Here is a 15,070-nt window from a genome sequence, read left to right as displayed (position 1 = left end):
TGTCCCTCCTTTCACAAAGGTCTTATGGACGCGAATTACTGACGGCGCAGACCGCGTGCGTCAATGGCCATGGCGATCATGTCCGCATCTTTCAGCGTCAGGATGATCATTGGCGCCAGCATCCGCAGCGGACGCACCGGCAGGCCCCGCGCCGCATGCGATTCCCGCAGGCTTTCGTAGCGCAGGGCGATGTCGGGCACGAAGCGCAGCACCAGTCCGAGCGCCAGCCCGATATCGGCGGCATTGACGAGGCCCAGCCGCTCGAACGGCCGCATGAGGACGGTCACCTCTTCCATGACATCCCCCGTCTCGCTCGACGCGGTAACGGCCGCAGCCAGGAGGATGAGCGTGGCAAAGCGCAGAAAGGTGGCGAGGCCGGCGAGCGGCGTTTCGAAAATGCCCGTGGCGAGCGCCACCAGCGCGACGGAGACGAGCGGCCAGGCAAGCCGCGACGCTGCGTCGCGCGGCGCGATCCCGACGCTGGCAAAGACGAGCGCCGCCAGCGCCGCGGCGCCGCCGAGGAGGAGAGGGCTTTCGGTGACGAAGATCGCCAGGCTGGCGACAAACAGGCCGGCAAGCTTGATCCGCACGGACAGCCTGTGAAGCGGCGTGCTGCCCTCGACATGCAGGCTCTTCAGCACAGGGCCACCGCCTCATAGGCCTTGACCACGTCGACCGGTGCGCCGTCGGCGATCAGCCGGCCCTCATGGAACAGGAGCACGCGTGCAAAGCTTTCGATCAGCGACAGATCGTGGCTGACGACGATGGCGGCTTCCGGAAGGCCCGCCAGCGTGTCGATCACCCGCTTCCGGTTCTTCAGGTCCAGCTGGTTGGTCGGCTCGTCGAGAATAAGGATGTCGGGCTCCGTCACCAGCACGCTCGCCATGGCGACCAGCTGCGTCTCGCCGCCCGAAAGCGCATGCACCCGCCGCCGCGCCAGATGCGCGATGTCGAAGCGCGCAAGAACGGCCTCGACGCGGGCGGCAACCGCGGACGTGGCAAGGCCGCGGCTCTTCAGCCCGAGCGCGATATCGTCCGCCACGATCGGCAGGATCAGCTGGTTCTGCGGGTTCTGGAAGATAAAGCCGACCTTGGACAGAACGGCCGGACCGTCCTCGACCGTGTCGAGCCCGTTCACGGTCACGCGGCCCCGGCTCGGCTTGACGAGCCCGTTGATCGCCCGCACGAAGGTCGTCTTGCCCGATCCGTTGAGCCCGATCACCCCAATCCGCCGCTCGGTCAGCGTCAGGTCGAGCGGCTGCAGCGCAACGGTGTCGCCATAGCGCACACTGCAATCGGCAAAGCGGATCTCCAATTCCCTCTCCTCGGCTCTGACAGCGAATGGCCGGTTCATAGGCCAAAGCGAGGGAAAGGCAAGCCCGGGTAGCGGGGTTCGGGGGATCGCAGATGGCGTGTTCGGGCGCTGTTGCCGGTTCTGCCGGCAGTTGATTCTTTGTCAGAACAAAGCATGATCAAAGCCATGACGATTCTCCTCTCCAATCGCGACGCCCGCCGCATCTTCCTCAACCGGCAAGGCCTGGCCTCGCCGCCCAACCGGGCGCTGGGCAAGGACGGCCTGCTCGATCTCATCACGCGCATCGGCTTCGTGCAGGTCGACAGCATCTCCACGGTGGAGCGCGCCCACCACATGATCCTGCATGCCCGCAACCAGACCTACCGGCCGGAGCATCTGACGGCGCTTCTCGAAAAGGATGGCGCGCTGTTCGAGCACTGGACCCATGATGCCTCGATCATCCCGAGCGCCTTCTTCGTCTACTGGAAGCATCGCTTTGCCCGCGAACGGGAGACGCTGGTCGAGCGCTGGCGCAAATGGCGGGAAGCGGGGTTCGAGGATGCCTTCGACGAGACGTTGCGGCAGATCACCGAGACCGGCCCCGTGCTTGCCCGCGACTTCAAATACGAGGACCGCACCTCCGGCGGCTGGTGGAACTGGCACCCCTCCAAGACCGCGCTCGAATATCTCTGGCGCACCGGCACGCTGGCCATCGCCGGTCGCGACAGTTTCCAGAAGATCTACGATCTTACCGAACGCGTCATCCCCGAGGTGTACCGCACGTCCGAGGTGGATCGGGAAAGCTTCGTCGACTGGTGCTGCCGGGCGGCGCTCGAGCGCCTCGGCTTCGCCACCCATGGGGAGCTCGCCGCCTTCTTCGCGCTGATCACGCCGGACGATGCGCGGCAGTGGGTGCTGGCGCATGCGCACGAGCTGCAGCCGGTGGTCATCGAGCCCGCCGACGGCAGCCGCCCGCGCGCCGCCCATGCCCTGGCCGGCTTCCCCGACACGCTCGGTCATCTCGACGAGCCGCCGGCGCGCCTGCGCGTCCTCAGCCCGTTCGATCCGCTGCTCAGAGACCGCGCCCGCACCGAGCGCCTGTTCGGCTTTTCCTACCGCATCGAGATCTTCGTCCCGGAGCCCAAGCGCCAATACGGCTACTACGTCTTCCCGCTGCTCGAAGGCGACCGCCTCGTCGGCCGCATCGACATGAAGGCGAACCGCAAGGCCGGCGTGCTGGAGGTCAAGCGCGTGTGGTGGGAGCCCGGCATTCGCCGGTCCGCCGCCCGCGATGCCCGCCTCGACGCCGAGCTCGCCCGCATCGCCCGCTTCGCCGGCGTCGAACAGGTGGTATGGCTCGACGGGGCCAGAAACCCCGGCGGGGCCAGAGACCTCGACGGGAAAATTCAGCCGGAGGAACGAGGGCGGTGACCTCGAGCAGAGGGCAGGGGAGACGCACGACGGCCGGAACGGCGGCTGTGTATTTCAGCATTCCCTGTTGAAAGGGTCTTGCGATTTGGCTAGGATAGGCCGGAGAACGAGGATCTGACATGACGCCGGCCGCTGCCATCGAGAAACACCGGGACGCGGTCCATGCGCTGGTTCGTCGTTTCGACCTGTCCAACCCGCGGCTCGTCGGCGCGGCGGGTGAAAACCTCGACGCTGACAGCGAGTCCGGCAGGGAAGCCGGCAGGGAGATCGACGGAGAGACAGACAGAGAGACCGACAGGGGCGAACTCGAATTTCTCGTCGACGACCGCCCCGGCACCACCCTCTTCGACATCGGCGGCCTTCAGGTCGCGCTGGAGGATCTGCTCGGGATGCCGGTGTCGGTGATGACGTCGGGCGGGTTGCCGGAGAGCCTGCGAACGAAGGTCCTGAAGGAAGCCATGCCTGTATGAGTGCGAGACGTGCCGTTCTGCATCTGCAGGAGATGCAAGACATGGCTGACTGGGCCTGTCGATTCTGCCACGGCATGGATCGCGAGCAGTTTCTGGAAGACCAGAAAACCCGTCAGGCGTGCCTCTTCACCCTCCTGATCATCGGCGATTGCGCCGCGCGCATTCTCCAGGAGCATCGTTCCTTTGCCGAGAGATTTCCCGGCATACCCTGGCCGAACATGAAGGGCATGCGAAACCACATCGTCCGTGGCTTCGCCACGCTCAATGTCGACACGATCTGGGCGACGCTCGAGCATGCCGTCCCCGCCCTGATGATCATGCTGCCCGATGCAATCGCGGAGGCCGAGACCGAGGATAACGGCATTTGAGGTTCCTCTGATGCCAGCAACTGAGGCCCTCGTCTGATGCCGGCATCTGAGGCCCCGGTCTGATCCCGGCCGGCGTCTCCCGGAGCGAGCTCTTAGAGGAGGATCGTTTCCGAGATCTCGATCCCGAAGCCTTCCAGTCCGACATAATGGCGTTCGCGGGTCGACAGGAGCTTGATGGACGAGATGCCGAGGTCCTTCAGGATCTGGGCGCCGAGACCGATCTCGAGCCATTCGCTGTCGCGGGCCTGCGCCTCGCTGTGGCCTTCCCGATCCTGCAGCGTCTTGCGCGCCGTCTGCGAGGCGCCGACGCCGACCGAGCCTTCACGCAGATAGACCACGACGCCGCGACCGCTGTCGGAGATGCGCTTCAGGATCCGGTCGAGCTGACGCTCCTTGCCGAAGACATCCGCCCCGACATTTTCGAGATGCAGGCGCACCGGAATGTCGACGCCGTCGCGAATGTCGCCGAACACCACCGCGAGGTGCTGCATCGGATCCCAGGGCAGCGCGAAGGCGTGGCCCTTGGCCATGCCGTAGGGCGTATCGATATCGAAGACCGCGCCGCGGTGGATCAGCGTTTCCTTGCGCTGGCGATAGGCGATGAGATCGGCGACCGAGAGCTGCTTGAGGCCGTGCGCCTGTGCGAAAGCCGCGACATCCGGTCCGCGCATCACCGTGCCGTTGTCGTTGACGAGTTCCGAGATCACGCCGATCTGGGGCAGGCTCGCAAGCTTGCAGAGATCGACCGCGGCTTCGGTATGGCCCGAGCGCATCAGCACGCCGCCTTCGCGCGACACCAGCGGGAAGATATGGCCCGGGCGGACGAAATCGGAGGCGCCGGCATTGGGATTGGCAAGGTTGCGCACGGTCAGGGTCCGGTCGTCGGCCGAAATGCCGGTCGTCGTGCCATGCTTGAAGTCGACGCTGACCGTGAAGGCCGTCGTATGGGCGCTGTCGTTGTCGGCCACCATCGCGTTGAGGTTGAGGCGCTTGGCCTCTTCCTTGGGCATGGGGGCGCAGACGATGCCGGAGGTATGGCGCACGATGAAGGCCATCTTCTCGGCCGTGCAGTGAACGGCGGCCACGATGAGGTCGCCCTCGTTCTCGCGGCCGTCATCATCGGTGACGACGACGATTTCGCCGGCTTCGAACGCCCGGATGGCATCGACGACGCGCTTCTGATCGAAGGACATGGGTGGGATCCTCTTCTGACAGGCGGCCGCTCGGGCCTCTTGGTCTCACAAAGTCGGCAAGGCCGACGTCTCTAAATTCTGCCGGCCGTGCCGACATTGCTCAATCAAGGCGCCCGGTCTGGCCCCGGTCGCGCAGATAGTGGTCCGCGATCGCGCAGGCGACCATGGCTTCGCCGATCGGCACGGCGCGGATGCCGACGCAGGGATCGTGGCGGCCCTTGGTGCGCACGTCCACCTCCTGGCCGTCCGCATCGATCGAGCGCCGCTCGGTGAGGATCGAGGAGGTCGGCTTGATGGCGAACCGGGCGATGACCGGCTGTCCGGTCGAGATGCCGCCGAGAATGCCGCCGGCGTGATTGGACAGGAACACCGGCTTGCCGTCCGGTCCGATCCGCATCTCGTCGGCATTTTCCTCGCCGGTGATGCTGGCCGCCTCGAACCCGTTGCCGATCTCGACGCCCTTGACGGCGTTGATCGACATCAGGTTGGCGGCGATGTCCTGGTCGAGCTTCGCATAGATCGGCGCTCCGATGCCGGCCGGCACGCCCTCGGCCACGACCTCGATGATCGCGCCGACCGACGAGCCCGCCTTGCGGATGCCGTCGAGATAGTCTTCCCAGACCGGAACGATGGCGGGGTCCGGCGCGAAGAACGGATTGTTGCCGACTTCCGACCAGTCCCAGTTCGCCCGGTTGATGCGATGCTGGCCGATCTGCACGAGCGCCGCGCGCACGGTGAGGCCCGGCACCACGCGCCGCGCCAGCCCGCCGGCCGCCACGCGCGCCGCCGTCTCGCGCGCCGACGAACGTCCGCCGCCGCGATAGTCGCGAATGCCGTATTTGACGTCATAGGTATAGTCGGCATGGCCCGGGCGGTAGCGCCGCGCGATATCGCCGTAGTCCTTGGAGCGCTGGTCGGTGTTCTCGATCAGCATCGAGATCGGCGTGCCGGTGGTGACCAGCGTCTCGCCGTCCGCGTCCGGCATCACGCCGGACAGCACGCGCACCAGGTCGTCCTCACGGCGCTGAGTCACGAAGCGCGACTGGCCGGGCTTGCGCTTGTCCATCCAGGCCTGCAGTTCCGGCAGCGTGAAGCGAATGCCCGGAGGGCACCCGTCCACGACGCAACCGAGCGCCGTGCCGTGGCTTTCGCCCCATGTCGTGACGCGAAAGAGATGACCGAACGTATTATGCGACATGCTGCGGCAACCATTGTCTGCTGCGGGCGGCCCCGACTGGCGGCACCCGTTCTTGCGCGGACACTCTTACTGCATAAGTTGCCGGGCGGAAACGCTTTGCGCAGAAAAACACGGCGTCGCCCGGGGGCCGGTCAGGATGCGAGCTGCCACTGGGTGGCCGCGGCTCGGGCCAGCGCGTCGGCGGGTACGGGTTTGGAGAAGGCATAGCCCTGCAGGATGTCGCAGCCGAGCACGGCCAGCATTTCGGCATGCGCCAGCGTCTCCACCCCTTCCGCCACGATTCCGATGCCGAGCGACCGTCCGATGTCGATGATGGCGCGCACCAGCGCCTGCTCGCGCGGGGAGCCGATGATGGGCGAGACGAGCTGCCGGTCGATCTTCAGGCGTTTCGGCCGGATCTTCAGGAGGCTGACGATCGAGGTGTGACCGGTGCCGAAATCATCGAGCTCGACATCGATGCCGAGGGCGGCGATGCCGGCGAGGTTGGCGGTGATGATCGCATCGTCGCCATCGAGGAAGATGGCCTCGACCAGCTCGAAACAGAGTTGCCCCGGCTGGAAGGCGAGGCCGGTCAGGGAGGCGAGCAGCGTCTCGTCGCTCAGCCGGCGGGCGGACACGTTGACCGAGATCCGGGGAACGGTGATGCCGGCAGCGGTCCACAGCATCATGTCCGTCAGGGCGCGCTCCATGACGATCTTGTCGAGCGTTGCGACGACGTTCAGGTCCTCCGCGATCGAGAGAAACCTGTCCGGCGTCAGGACGCCTTCGCGCGGGTGGTTCCAGCGGATCAGCGCCTCGACGCCGCAGAGCTCCAGCGTTTCGGCGGTGAACTGCGGCTGGTACCAGGCCGTAAACTCACCCTTCTCGATGCCCTCAAGGATCTCGTCGGCGATGCGTTTGCTGTTGACGATCTCGCTTTGGAGCGCCTCGCTGAAGAACTCGAAGCGGTTGCGGCCCTTCTCCTTGGCGCGGTAGAGCGCGATGTCGGCATTGACGAGCAGCCGGCGGAGATCGGCGTCGGCCCCCCGGCTGACGGCAATGCCGATGCTGACGCCGAATCGGCAGACGAAGCCTTGGTAATCCACCGGTTGCCGCATCTGGGCAATGATGCGGTCGGACAGCGCTTCCAGCTGGCCGGGCCAGGGATCGGCCACAAGCACGATGAATTCGTCGCCGCCGATCCGCGCAACCAGATCGTCAGCGCCGGCCTCCGTCTTCAGCACCTTCGAGGCGTGCATCAGCATGGCGTCGCCCGCGGCATGTCCGAGCGTGTCGTTGATCTGCTTGAAGCGGTCGAGATCGAGATGCAGCAGCGCCACGTCCGTCGCCTCCCCGGGGTCGCGGTTAAGCAGGGTGGTAAGCGCCGCGTCCAGCATTCGCCGGTTGCCGAGCCCGGTCAGCGGGTCGTGCAGCGCATTGTGCTCGATCCGGTCCTTGGCCGATGCCAGTTCCGCGGTTCGCGCCTCGGCGAGCGCCTTGGCCTCCCGCAGCGCTTCCGTCAGCCGCACGTCTTCGGTGATATCCCAGCTGATGCCCGTCACGGTCTGGCGGTGACCGGCTCCGGTGTTGATGGCGCCGATATGGCGGATATGGCGGATGCCCGTCGGCAGGACCACGCGGTAGTCGGTCTGGTAGCGCTCCAGGTAGAGCACCGTCTCGTTCAGCGCCTTTTCCGCCTGGGGCAGGTCGTCGGGGTGGACATGCGTCTTCCAGCCATCGGCACCGGGCGTGCCGTTCCCCGCGGGAAGGCCGTGAAGATGGTACATCCGGTCGTCCCAGCTGCGCGCCCCTGTAAAGAGATCGATTTCCCACACGCCGAAGCGGGAGCATTCGAGCGCCAGGTTGAGCCGATGCGACATGGCGAGGAATTCGCGGTTGCGGCAGGCCAGCGCGGCGACGGCGCGCCGGCGCTCCCCCATCATCCCGAAGGTCAGGACGATCGGCACGAGGACGGCCACGGCGCAGCCGAGAAGGATCAGGGCGATTTCGGCTTCGTTGTCGGGCGCCTGGTCGAATCCGCCGACGGGCACGCCCGCGATCTGCCACGTGCCCCCGGGCAGGGCGACCTCCTGCAGCACATGCTCGGTCTGGAAGGTCGCGTTCCGGCCGACGAAGGCGTCGCCGATATTGGCGGGGTCGGAAATGTCCCGGATCGCGAGCAGGATCGGCGTGCTGCGCCCGGCCACCACCGTGCTGCTTCCGCTGCCGATCCCCCGGTTGGCGACGGTGCCGGCAGCAGCGCCGCGTTCGATCCCCGTCGTCAGGTGCGCGCCGAGATGGATCGCGTTTTCGTCGATCACCGCCTCGACGAAGCCCCAGAAAGCCGATGATCCGCTCGGGCCCGAGAACACCGGCAGGTAGACGTCGAACCCGGCGGAGCCGTCGGGAAGCATGATCCGGCTTCCGAGTGCGGCGCGGCCATGGGCCTGCGCGCGGCGCGCGGCCGTGCGCTGCGAATAGAACGTGTCGAGCCGCGTGCCGACGATCCGCTCATGCTCCCGGCTCGGCATGACGCGGGAGATCACCCCGCCCGGGGCAAGGCCGATACGGCGGATTCCCGGATTGCGCTCCATGATGCGGGTGGCGATCGCCTGAAATCGCGATGGGGACATGTCGCCGTCGAGCGCGATGTCGTTGGCGAGGCCGGAAAGCGCGGCCGTGTTGCTCTCGATATTGGCCTGGATCTGCGCCGCCACGAGGCCGAGCGTGTTCTCCGCGTCGCTCTTCAGCGCCTGACGAAAATTGGCGCTGTTCTGCGTCTCATACACGTATCCAGCCGACAGGAGGGCGATGAGCGCCAGCAGGGAGGGCACGAGGGAGGAACGGCAGAAGCGCCCGATCGTCGCCGCCTTGGCGCGAACATTGTTCCCCATTCCGGCCATGCAGCAGACGTCCCGTTGAAAGCGACCGAGAGTAGTGCTCGAAGATTAACAACATCTTATGCACTGCGGGCTAAGGCCGAGGCTCTCCGTCATCCGGACCCCCGCTGCGTCAACGCTTGGTTAACCATGTTCTCCGGAACCGGTCCCGACGTCACATGCTCATCGGATTGTCACAAGGATGGTGAATTTTTGCCACAATCGACGCCCAAAAACTGCATCATATTCGGACAGTGAATCAAACGGTAAGAGGGAGACACAGATGCGTTTCGTCGTTGCGACATTGATGGCGACCGCCAGTTTCTTCGCCCCTCTTGCAGCCTTTGCCGACAGCGCCGACGTCGAGGCCACGATCACGAGCATCGACACGGATCGCCTCAGCCTCTCGCTGGATGACGGAAAGAGCTATCAGGCGCCTGAGGAGTTCAACTTCGAAGGCCTTAAGGCCGGCGTCAAGGTGGTGGTGTTCTACACCGAAGTCGACGGCAAGCGCGTCATCAACGATCTCGAGGTCGTCCAGTAGGCTCGGACCGCGCTCTGCGTCGTCAGACCCAGTCGACCGTGCCGTTCGCGATTTTCAGGATCCGGTCCTGCGGAATGGCGCCCATCGAGGCCTCCTCCGGCGCCATGGCGCCAAGAAGCTTGAACACGCTGCGGATGACGCCGCCATGGCTGACGCAGACGGTGGGGACCGCAACGTCCTTCATCCAGGACGCGATCCGCCAGGACAGGATCTCGTAGCTCTCGGCGTCGTCGCCCGGGGGGATGAAGTCCCACTTCGAGGCCTCGCGCTCGGCCACCCGGTCCGGCACGCTCGCTTCCAGCTCCTCGAGCGTGAAACCTTCCCAGTCGCCGAACGACACTTCCTTCAGCCGCTCGTCGATCCGGTAGGCCACGGGGTCGAGGCCCATCGCGCCGCGCAGCAGTTCCATCGTCTCGCGCGTCCGCCCGAGCGGGCTTGCCACATAGTCGAAGGTGCCGGCCGCTGTCCCCAAGCGTGCGGCCAGGGCCCGACCATTGCCGCGCGCCTGATCGCGGCCGGTCGCGTTCAAGGGAATGTCCTTCTGGCCCTGGAGGCGGATTTCCGCGTTCCAATCCGTCTGGCCGTGGCGGATCATGTAGATCAACATCGCAATGCCTGTTGAAGAGGAGAACGGGATCGCCCGCGGGGAGGGGGCCGGTTTCCCGGCGCCCTGCATCTGCGATCGGAGGGGAGGTCAGTCCTTGACGACGGCGATATCCGGCGCGTCGACCGCCTTCATGCCGACGACATGATAGCCGCTGTCGGCATGGTGCACTTCGCCCGTCACCGAGCGCGACAGGTCCGACAGCATGTACAGGCCGACATCTCCGACCTCTTCGATCGTCACGGTCCGGCGCAGCGGCGCGTTGTATTCGTTCCACTTGAGGATGTAGCGGAAGTCGCCGATGCCGGAGGCGGCCAGCGTCTTGATCGGGCCGGCCGAAATGGCGTTGACGCGGATGTTCTTCGGGCCGAGGTCGACCGCGAGGTACTTCACGCTGGCCTCGAGCGCGGCCTTGGCGACGCCCATGACGTTGTAGTTCGGCATGACCTTCTCGGCGCCGTAATAGGTCATGGTCAGCATCGACCCGCCGTCGGTCATCAGCTTTTCCGCGCGGCGCGCGACCGAGGTGAAGGAATAGACGGAGATCTGCATGGTCTTGGCGAAGTTGTCGGCCGAGGTGTCGACGTAGCGGCCGGTCAGTTCGTCCTTGTCGGAAAAGCCGATGGCGTGGACGACGAAGTCGATCTTGCCCCAGGTCTTCTCGATATGGTCGAACACGGCGTCGATGGTCGATTCGTCCGAGACGTCGCAATGGCCGGCGAGAATGCCGCCGAGTTCGGCGGCCAGCGGCTCGACACGCTTCTTCAGCGCATCACCCTGATAGGTGAAGGCGATCTCGGCACCCTGTGCATGGATCGCCTTGGCAATTCCCCAGGCGATCGACCTGTTGTTGGCGACGCCCATGATCACGCCGCGCTTTCCACTCATCAAACCGGATGTCTGCGCCATCGTGTCTGCCCCCGAATGCCTCTGGATCGGACCGGCAGGCGCCAGTCGAAATCTTGCTTGAAAATACAGTACCGGAACGCGTCCGCACCCGCTCGCAAGCGAGAGGCGGGCCGGTTTGCGAGGCCTCGCTATGGCATAGGCTTACAAGGCGTTCAAGCTTGTGAAGGATCAGGAACTGTTAGGACCGGTAACAAACGGTCAGTGTCCACCGCGAATCGCACGCGTCCGTCAGAAAGCGCCGGGCTCCGCCGGCATTCCCGCCCCTTTCCCCTGCAAGGCCAGGCGGGACGGGGCATAGCCGGGCGCCCCAGGCCGGAACGGTCCGGGCAGGGACGGCTGCGGTCAGAGAACGAGACCGTCGCGCTGGCTGCGCATCAGGTCCACCAGCTTCCGGTCGGGGCGCTTGCCGAGCGTCAGGCTGAGCTCGACGATCAGGTCGCCACGCCGTCCGTCGGCGGTCGGCAGGCCCTGCTCGGCAATGCGCAAGGGGCTGTCCGGGCCGGACCAGGGCGGGACGACGACCGCTGCCTGTCCGGTCACCGTCGCCACCGTCGTGCTGCAGCCGAGCACGGCATCGTGCAGCGACAGGAAGAGCGTGGTGCGCAGGTCGGTGCCCTCGACGCGAAAGCGCTCATGCCGCGCGATGCGGATGCTGACGAGCGCGTCGCCGCGCGCCGTTCCCTGCCGGTAGCCCTGCTCGCGCAGGCGGATCAGGCTGCCATCCGTCGTGCCGGGCGGCAGCACCACCTTCAGCACCTGGCCGTCGGGCAGCATCGCCGTCACGCGCCGCCGTCCGATGACGTCTTCGACGGTCGCGACCGCCTCGCAGACCAGATCCGGCACGCGTTCACCCGGCCTGTCACCGGTCTTGTCACCGGCTCTGTCACCGGTCTTGTCGCCTGCTTTCTCGCCGGCCCTGTCCACGGTTTCGCCCGAGACGGGCAGGATCCGGCGGAAAAGGCTGGACACGATTTCGGCGGCCGGGGCGGCTGCCCGGGCAAGGATGCTCGGGCCGGCGGGCGCGCTGGGTGTTGCGGCATCGGCCGTCGTCTCGCCGGGCGTCGCCGCCTCGTCTGCGGGCTTTGCCTCGTTTAAGACTGTCTCGCTTTTCGGCGCGGGGGCCGGGCGCGGGGCTGCGGCCCGCTGCGCCTTCGGCTTTGCAGCCTCGGTCTTGGCATCGTCGGTGCCGAAGATGCGCGACACCGCCTCTTCGGCGGTCTCCGGTCCCACGGGCTGTTCGGGTGCCCGCGCGCGGTCGGCGCGGCGCTTCATCTCTTCCATGCGGCGCAGATCGGCATCGCGGCGCGCCTGGTCGTAGCGATTGCGCATCTGCGGGTCCTTCAGGACCTCGTAGGCGCGGCCCACTTCGGCAAACCGGGCGGTGGCCGTGGGATCTTCGCGGTTCTGATCGGGATGAACGGCCTTGGCCACGGCACGCCACGCAGCCTTGATCTCGTCGGGGCCCGCATTGCGGCGCACGCCGAGAACGGCGTAGGGATCCTGCATCGACATCTTCATTCTTCATCCTCGTCGGGCGACAACGGGTTCGCCATTGCCGGCAGCGATGATGAAAAGCCGCCCCTTAAGGACAGGTTTATCCCGTGCGAACGCGGCGGCTTACCTGCGCGAAGGGTAAAGAAAGGGTTGACGGATCGAGGCGCGGCCGGGCTGCGCCCGACGACGCGCGATGGCGGTAGGGAGGTCAGCTGCGCGGGGCGAAGCTGGTCAGTGTCCAGTCGCCGTCGCCCGTCCGGCAGGTATTCCCGTCGAACTTGGCGATGCCTTGATAGGAATGGCGCGTCGTCGTGAAGCGGCGGCAGACCGTCGCCCCGTCCGTGCGCTCCTGGATGCTGGAAATCACGCCGGCGCTGCCGGATTGCGCATTGGCCCAAGGGATCGGATTATGGGCGACCTCGGCCACGTCGGCGGTCAGGACCGCGGTCTGCACGGCGGCGGCATCGGCCATGGCCGGGCTCGCCGGCGCCGGTATGGAGCCGGTCCGCACGCTGTCGACGCCGGCCGCGTCACCGAGGCCGATGCCGTTGCCCATGCAGCCGGAGAGCCCCGCGACGCACAGGCCAAGCGCGGCTGCGCCGGCCATGCGACGGAAACGCCCACGGCCGGATCGGGAGAAGAGCTTGGTGTCGCAGACGCGTTTTGCTATGTCTTTCACGGTCACCCTGTCGAACTCGAAAATGAATGCGGTGTCGCTCGAAACGGCATGTCCGAGGCTTACATTGGCGTCAGCATCGGCAGCCTGCATTGGAAACTGAATTATGACGGAAACCCGGTTAACAACTGGTGACTTCACCGAGGAAAATGAACCATTTACGCTGTTCGGCAGCTGGCTGGAGGAGGCGAAGAAGAGCGAGATCAACGATCCCAACGCCGTCGCGCTCGCCACCGTCGATCCGGACGGGCTGCCCAATGTGCGCATGGTGCTTCTGAAGGGCTTCGATGCCGACGGCTTCGTGTTCTACACGAATTTCGAGAGCCAGAAGGGTCGCGAGATCCTGGCGACGCGCAAGGCGGCCATGTGCTTTCACTGGAAGAGCCTGCGCCGGCAGGTGCGGCTGCGCGGCACGGTGGAGATCGTCAGCGACGCCGAAGCCGATGCCTACTTCCAGTCGCGCGCCCGCGGCAGCCGCATCGGTGCCTGGGCCTCCAAGCAGTCGCGCCCGCTCGAAAGCCGCTTCGCGCTGGAAAAGGCCGTCGCCGAGTTCACGGCGCGTCATGCGATCGGCGAAATCGCGCGCCCGCCCTACTGGTCCGGCTTCCGCATCCGCCCCGTCTCGATCGAATTCTGGAAGGACGGCGCGTTTCGCCTCCATGACCGGATCGAGTTTCGCCGCCCCGAGGCGGAGGGAGACTGGTCGAAGGTGCGGATGTATCCCTGAAGGTCGCTGCAAAGGGATCAGGCGGGCTTCGGGATCAGGCGGGCGTCAGCCTGCCTTCATCAGGCGGAAGGGAATGCCCGAGGCGAGCGCGGCCACATCGCCCGGCGCCTGGAAATGGCCGTTGATCGAGATGCGGGGTAGGGCGGCCGGGTGCGCGTGTCCGCCAAGGGTTCCCGGCTGCGTGGTGACGGCAAGCAGGCCGTGCCGTTCGGCAAGACGCATGTCGCGGGCAGAGACGGCGCGCGCGTCGCCGTACGGGTAGGCAAGGGTCGTCGGGCGGGTTCCGGTGATGCCGGCGATGGCCTCGACCGAGCGTAAGATCTCCGTCTCGGCCTCGGCATCTTCAAGCCGCGCAAGTGCGCGATGGCTTACCGTGTGGGCCCCGATCGCGGCGAATGGCCGGCGCGCAAGCGTGGCCAGCCCGGCAGCGTCAAGCGTCAGCCGCTCGGTCAGCGCCAGGGGGTCGAGCCCTTCGGCGCGCGACAGCCGGTCGATCGCGGCAACGGCGACGGCCTCGTCCGCTGCATGGACGAAGCGCGCAAAACGCGCGAACGCGGCCTGCATCTGCTGCGGCGTCTGGAGATGGATGCGCTCCGGCCCGTCCCCGAAATCGAAGGTCAGCCGCGGCTTCGTCTGCAACAGCTCTGCAAGCGTCTCCCACCAGAGGCTGTGCGTGCGCCGCACGAAGCCTTCGGTGGCAAAAACCGTAAACGGCACGTGGTGATGGGCAAAGACCGGCGCGGCATGGTCGAGATTGTCGCGATAGGCATCATCGAGCGTGAAGACGGCAACCGGCCTTGCATCCCCGCTTGCCAGATGCGCGGGGAGATCGGCCAGCGCGAGAAACCGGTAGCCGTCCCGCTTCAGCCGGACGATCGCCGCATCGAGCGATCGGGGGGTGATGTCGAGATGGGCATTGGCGGGAAACAGCCGGGTGGAGGCCGGGCGCACATGGTGCAGAGTGAAGATCGATCCGCGCCCGCGCGCGCCCTGCATCAGCCCCAGGGCCGAAAGTCCGCGCGACACGGCCAGCCCGCCGGCAATGACGCCTCTCCTGATCAACGGCTTCACGATGTCCGACACTCCCGCCTCTGTTGGGCGGCAACTGTAGGACGCGCGGGGTAAAGGCTCCCTGAACGCGGCCTGTCGTACATGGTCCCACGCAGGGGAACCGTGCATCGTCCTACGCGTCGCCGGGTGCGCCGGTGAGTTGAGGCAATGGCTGACCAAGCTGCGATGTCGGGCAAATTAGGGAAGCATGACCGAACGCAAACGGGCCGCTTTCGCGGCCCGCCGGGTTCGTT

15 protein-coding genes are annotated in these 15,070 nt (G+C 66.3%); 5 read left to right on the top strand and 10 right to left on the bottom strand.

What is annotated here, in order from left to right; all coding sequences use genetic code 11:
* Window positions 1-35: 35 nt before the first annotated feature.
* Together ASG03_RS02425 and ASG03_RS02420 are read right to left on the bottom strand one after the other, a co-directional pair.
* On the bottom strand, window positions 36-641 hold the full coding sequence (locus tag ASG03_RS02425; protein ID WP_156381700.1) for an energy-coupling factor transporter transmembrane component T family protein: 606 nt from the start codon (window positions 639-641) through the stop codon (window positions 36-38).
* Complete coding sequence (locus tag ASG03_RS02420; RefSeq protein WP_062691956.1) at window positions 635-1,315, bottom strand: energy-coupling factor ABC transporter ATP-binding protein; 681 nt, start codon at window positions 1,313-1,315, stop codon at window positions 635-637. The genes ASG03_RS02425 and ASG03_RS02420 overlap by 7 nt, the downstream gene beginning before the upstream one ends.
* A 165-nt stretch (window positions 1,316-1,480) precedes the next feature.
* Between ASG03_RS02420 and ASG03_RS02415 the strand changes: the two genes are divergently transcribed.
* The 3 genes from ASG03_RS02415 to ASG03_RS02405 all read left to right on the top strand — a co-directional run bounded on the left by ASG03_RS02415 (window position 1,481) and on the right by ASG03_RS02405 (window position 3,563).
* Entirely contained in the window at window positions 1,481-2,725 is a 1,245-nt protein-coding gene (locus ASG03_RS02415; protein WP_062693007.1) for a winged helix-turn-helix domain-containing protein, read from the top strand.
* 119 nt (window positions 2,726-2,844) lie between these two features.
* Window positions 2,845-3,195 (top strand): nucleotidyltransferase family protein, encoded by a 351-nt coding sequence (locus tag ASG03_RS02410; RefSeq protein ID WP_062469509.1) that lies wholly within the window; start codon window positions 2,845-2,847, stop codon window positions 3,193-3,195.
* Between the two features lie 41 nt (window positions 3,196-3,236).
* Window positions 3,237-3,563 carry a HepT-like ribonuclease domain-containing protein gene (locus tag ASG03_RS02405; RefSeq protein WP_162241353.1) on the top strand — a complete coding sequence of 109 codons (327 nt, stop codon included), beginning with the start codon at window positions 3,237-3,239 and terminating at the stop codon, window positions 3,561-3,563.
* A 92-nt stretch (window positions 3,564-3,655) separates the two neighbouring features.
* On the opposite strand, the gene ribB is transcribed toward ASG03_RS02405, so the two are convergent.
* The 3 genes from ribB to ASG03_RS02390 form a co-directional block, all read right to left on the bottom strand.
* Window positions 3,656-4,756 carry a 3,4-dihydroxy-2-butanone-4-phosphate synthase gene (gene ribB, locus ASG03_RS02400; RefSeq protein ID WP_062469503.1) on the bottom strand — a complete coding sequence of 367 codons (1,101 nt, stop codon included), beginning with the start codon at window positions 4,754-4,756 and terminating at the stop codon, window positions 3,656-3,658.
* 100 nt (window positions 4,757-4,856) lie between these two features.
* Window positions 4,857-5,954 carry a chorismate synthase gene (gene aroC / locus ASG03_RS02395; RefSeq protein WP_062691952.1) on the bottom strand — a complete coding sequence of 366 codons (1,098 nt, stop codon included), beginning with the start codon at window positions 5,952-5,954 and terminating at the stop codon, window positions 4,857-4,859.
* Window positions 5,955-6,085: 131 nt separating this feature from the next.
* Window positions 6,086-8,836, bottom strand: a complete 2,751-nt coding sequence (locus tag ASG03_RS02390; protein WP_062691950.1) for a bifunctional diguanylate cyclase/phosphodiesterase — start codon at window positions 8,834-8,836, stop codon at window positions 6,086-6,088.
* Between the two features lie 259 nt (window positions 8,837-9,095).
* Between ASG03_RS02390 and ASG03_RS02385 the strand changes: the two genes are divergently transcribed.
* Complete coding sequence (locus ASG03_RS02385) at window positions 9,096-9,356, top strand: DUF1344 domain-containing protein (RefSeq protein ID WP_062469494.1); 261 nt, start codon at window positions 9,096-9,098, stop codon at window positions 9,354-9,356.
* Window positions 9,357-9,378: 22 nt separating this feature from the next.
* On the opposite strand, the gene ASG03_RS02380 is transcribed toward ASG03_RS02385, so the two are convergent.
* From ASG03_RS02380 to ASG03_RS02365, 4 genes are all read right to left on the bottom strand, one after another.
* Window positions 9,379-9,963, bottom strand: a complete 585-nt coding sequence (locus ASG03_RS02380) for a histidine phosphatase family protein (RefSeq protein WP_062691949.1) — start codon at window positions 9,961-9,963, stop codon at window positions 9,379-9,381.
* Between the two features lie 87 nt (window positions 9,964-10,050).
* Window positions 10,051-10,869 (bottom strand): enoyl-ACP reductase FabI, encoded by an 819-nt coding sequence (gene fabI / locus ASG03_RS02375; protein WP_062469489.1) that lies wholly within the window; start codon window positions 10,867-10,869, stop codon window positions 10,051-10,053.
* Window positions 10,870-11,211: 342 nt separating this feature from the next.
* Entirely contained in the window at window positions 11,212-12,387 is a 1,176-nt protein-coding gene (locus ASG03_RS02370; RefSeq protein WP_082475501.1) for a DnaJ C-terminal domain-containing protein, read from the bottom strand.
* A gap of 184 nt (window positions 12,388-12,571) precedes the next feature.
* Window positions 12,572-13,042, bottom strand: coding sequence for an RT0821/Lpp0805 family surface protein (locus ASG03_RS02365; protein ID WP_062472097.1), 471 nt, complete (start codon window positions 13,040-13,042; stop codon window positions 12,572-12,574).
* Window positions 13,043-13,145: 103 nt separating this feature from the next.
* Between ASG03_RS02365 and pdxH the strand changes: the two genes are divergently transcribed.
* The gene (pdxH, locus tag ASG03_RS02360; RefSeq protein WP_062469486.1) at window positions 13,146-13,766 is read left to right on the top strand and encodes a pyridoxamine 5'-phosphate oxidase; all 621 of its coding nucleotides are present in this window, start codon (window positions 13,146-13,148) and stop codon (window positions 13,764-13,766) included.
* A 45-nt stretch (window positions 13,767-13,811) separates the two neighbouring features.
* On the opposite strand, the gene ASG03_RS02355 is transcribed toward pdxH, so the two are convergent.
* A complete protein-coding gene (locus ASG03_RS02355; protein WP_062691946.1) occupies window positions 13,812-14,849 on the bottom strand; it encodes a polysaccharide deacetylase family protein in 1,038 nt (345 codons plus the stop codon).
* Between the last annotated feature and the right edge of the window lie 221 nt (window positions 14,850-15,070).

Origin of the sequence: Rhizobium sp. Leaf341 (assembly GCF_001424325.1) — a bacterium.
GTDB lineage: Bacteria > Pseudomonadota > Alphaproteobacteria > Rhizobiales > Rhizobiaceae > Ferranicluibacter.
The sequence above is the reverse complement of the archived record's forward strand: the minus strand, read 5'-3'. Positions and strand labels throughout refer to the sequence as shown.

Coding starts and splice junctions, on each gene's coding strand:
- ASG03_RS02415 (WP_062693007.1), top strand. CDS start 1,481: ATGACGATTCTCCTCTCCAATCGCGACGCCCGCCGCATCTTCCTCAAC.
- ASG03_RS02410 (WP_062469509.1), top strand. CDS start 2,845: ATGACGCCGGCCGCTGCCATCGAGAAACACCGGGACGCGGTCCATGCG.
- ASG03_RS02405 (WP_162241353.1), top strand. CDS start 3,237: ATGGCTGACTGGGCCTGTCGATTCTGCCACGGCATGGATCGCGAGCAG.
- ribB (WP_062469503.1), bottom strand. CDS start 4,756: ATGTCCTTCGATCAGAAGCGCGTCGTCGATGCCATCCGGGCGTTCGAA.
- aroC (WP_062691952.1), bottom strand. CDS start 5,954: ATGTCGCATAATACGTTCGGTCATCTCTTTCGCGTCACGACATGGGGC.
- ASG03_RS02390 (WP_062691950.1), bottom strand. CDS start 8,836: ATGGCCGGAATGGGGAACAATGTTCGCGCCAAGGCGGCGACGATCGGG.
- ASG03_RS02385 (WP_062469494.1), top strand. CDS start 9,096: ATGCGTTTCGTCGTTGCGACATTGATGGCGACCGCCAGTTTCTTCGCC.
- ASG03_RS02380 (WP_062691949.1), bottom strand. CDS start 9,963: ATGTTGATCTACATGATCCGCCACGGCCAGACGGATTGGAACGCGGAA.
- fabI (WP_062469489.1), bottom strand. CDS start 10,869: ATGGCGCAGACATCCGGTTTGATGAGTGGAAAGCGCGGCGTGATCATG.
- ASG03_RS02370 (WP_082475501.1), bottom strand. CDS start 12,387: ATGAAGATGTCGATGCAGGATCCCTACGCCGTTCTCGGCGTGCGCCGC.
- pdxH (WP_062469486.1), top strand. CDS start 13,146: ATGACGGAAACCCGGTTAACAACTGGTGACTTCACCGAGGAAAATGAA.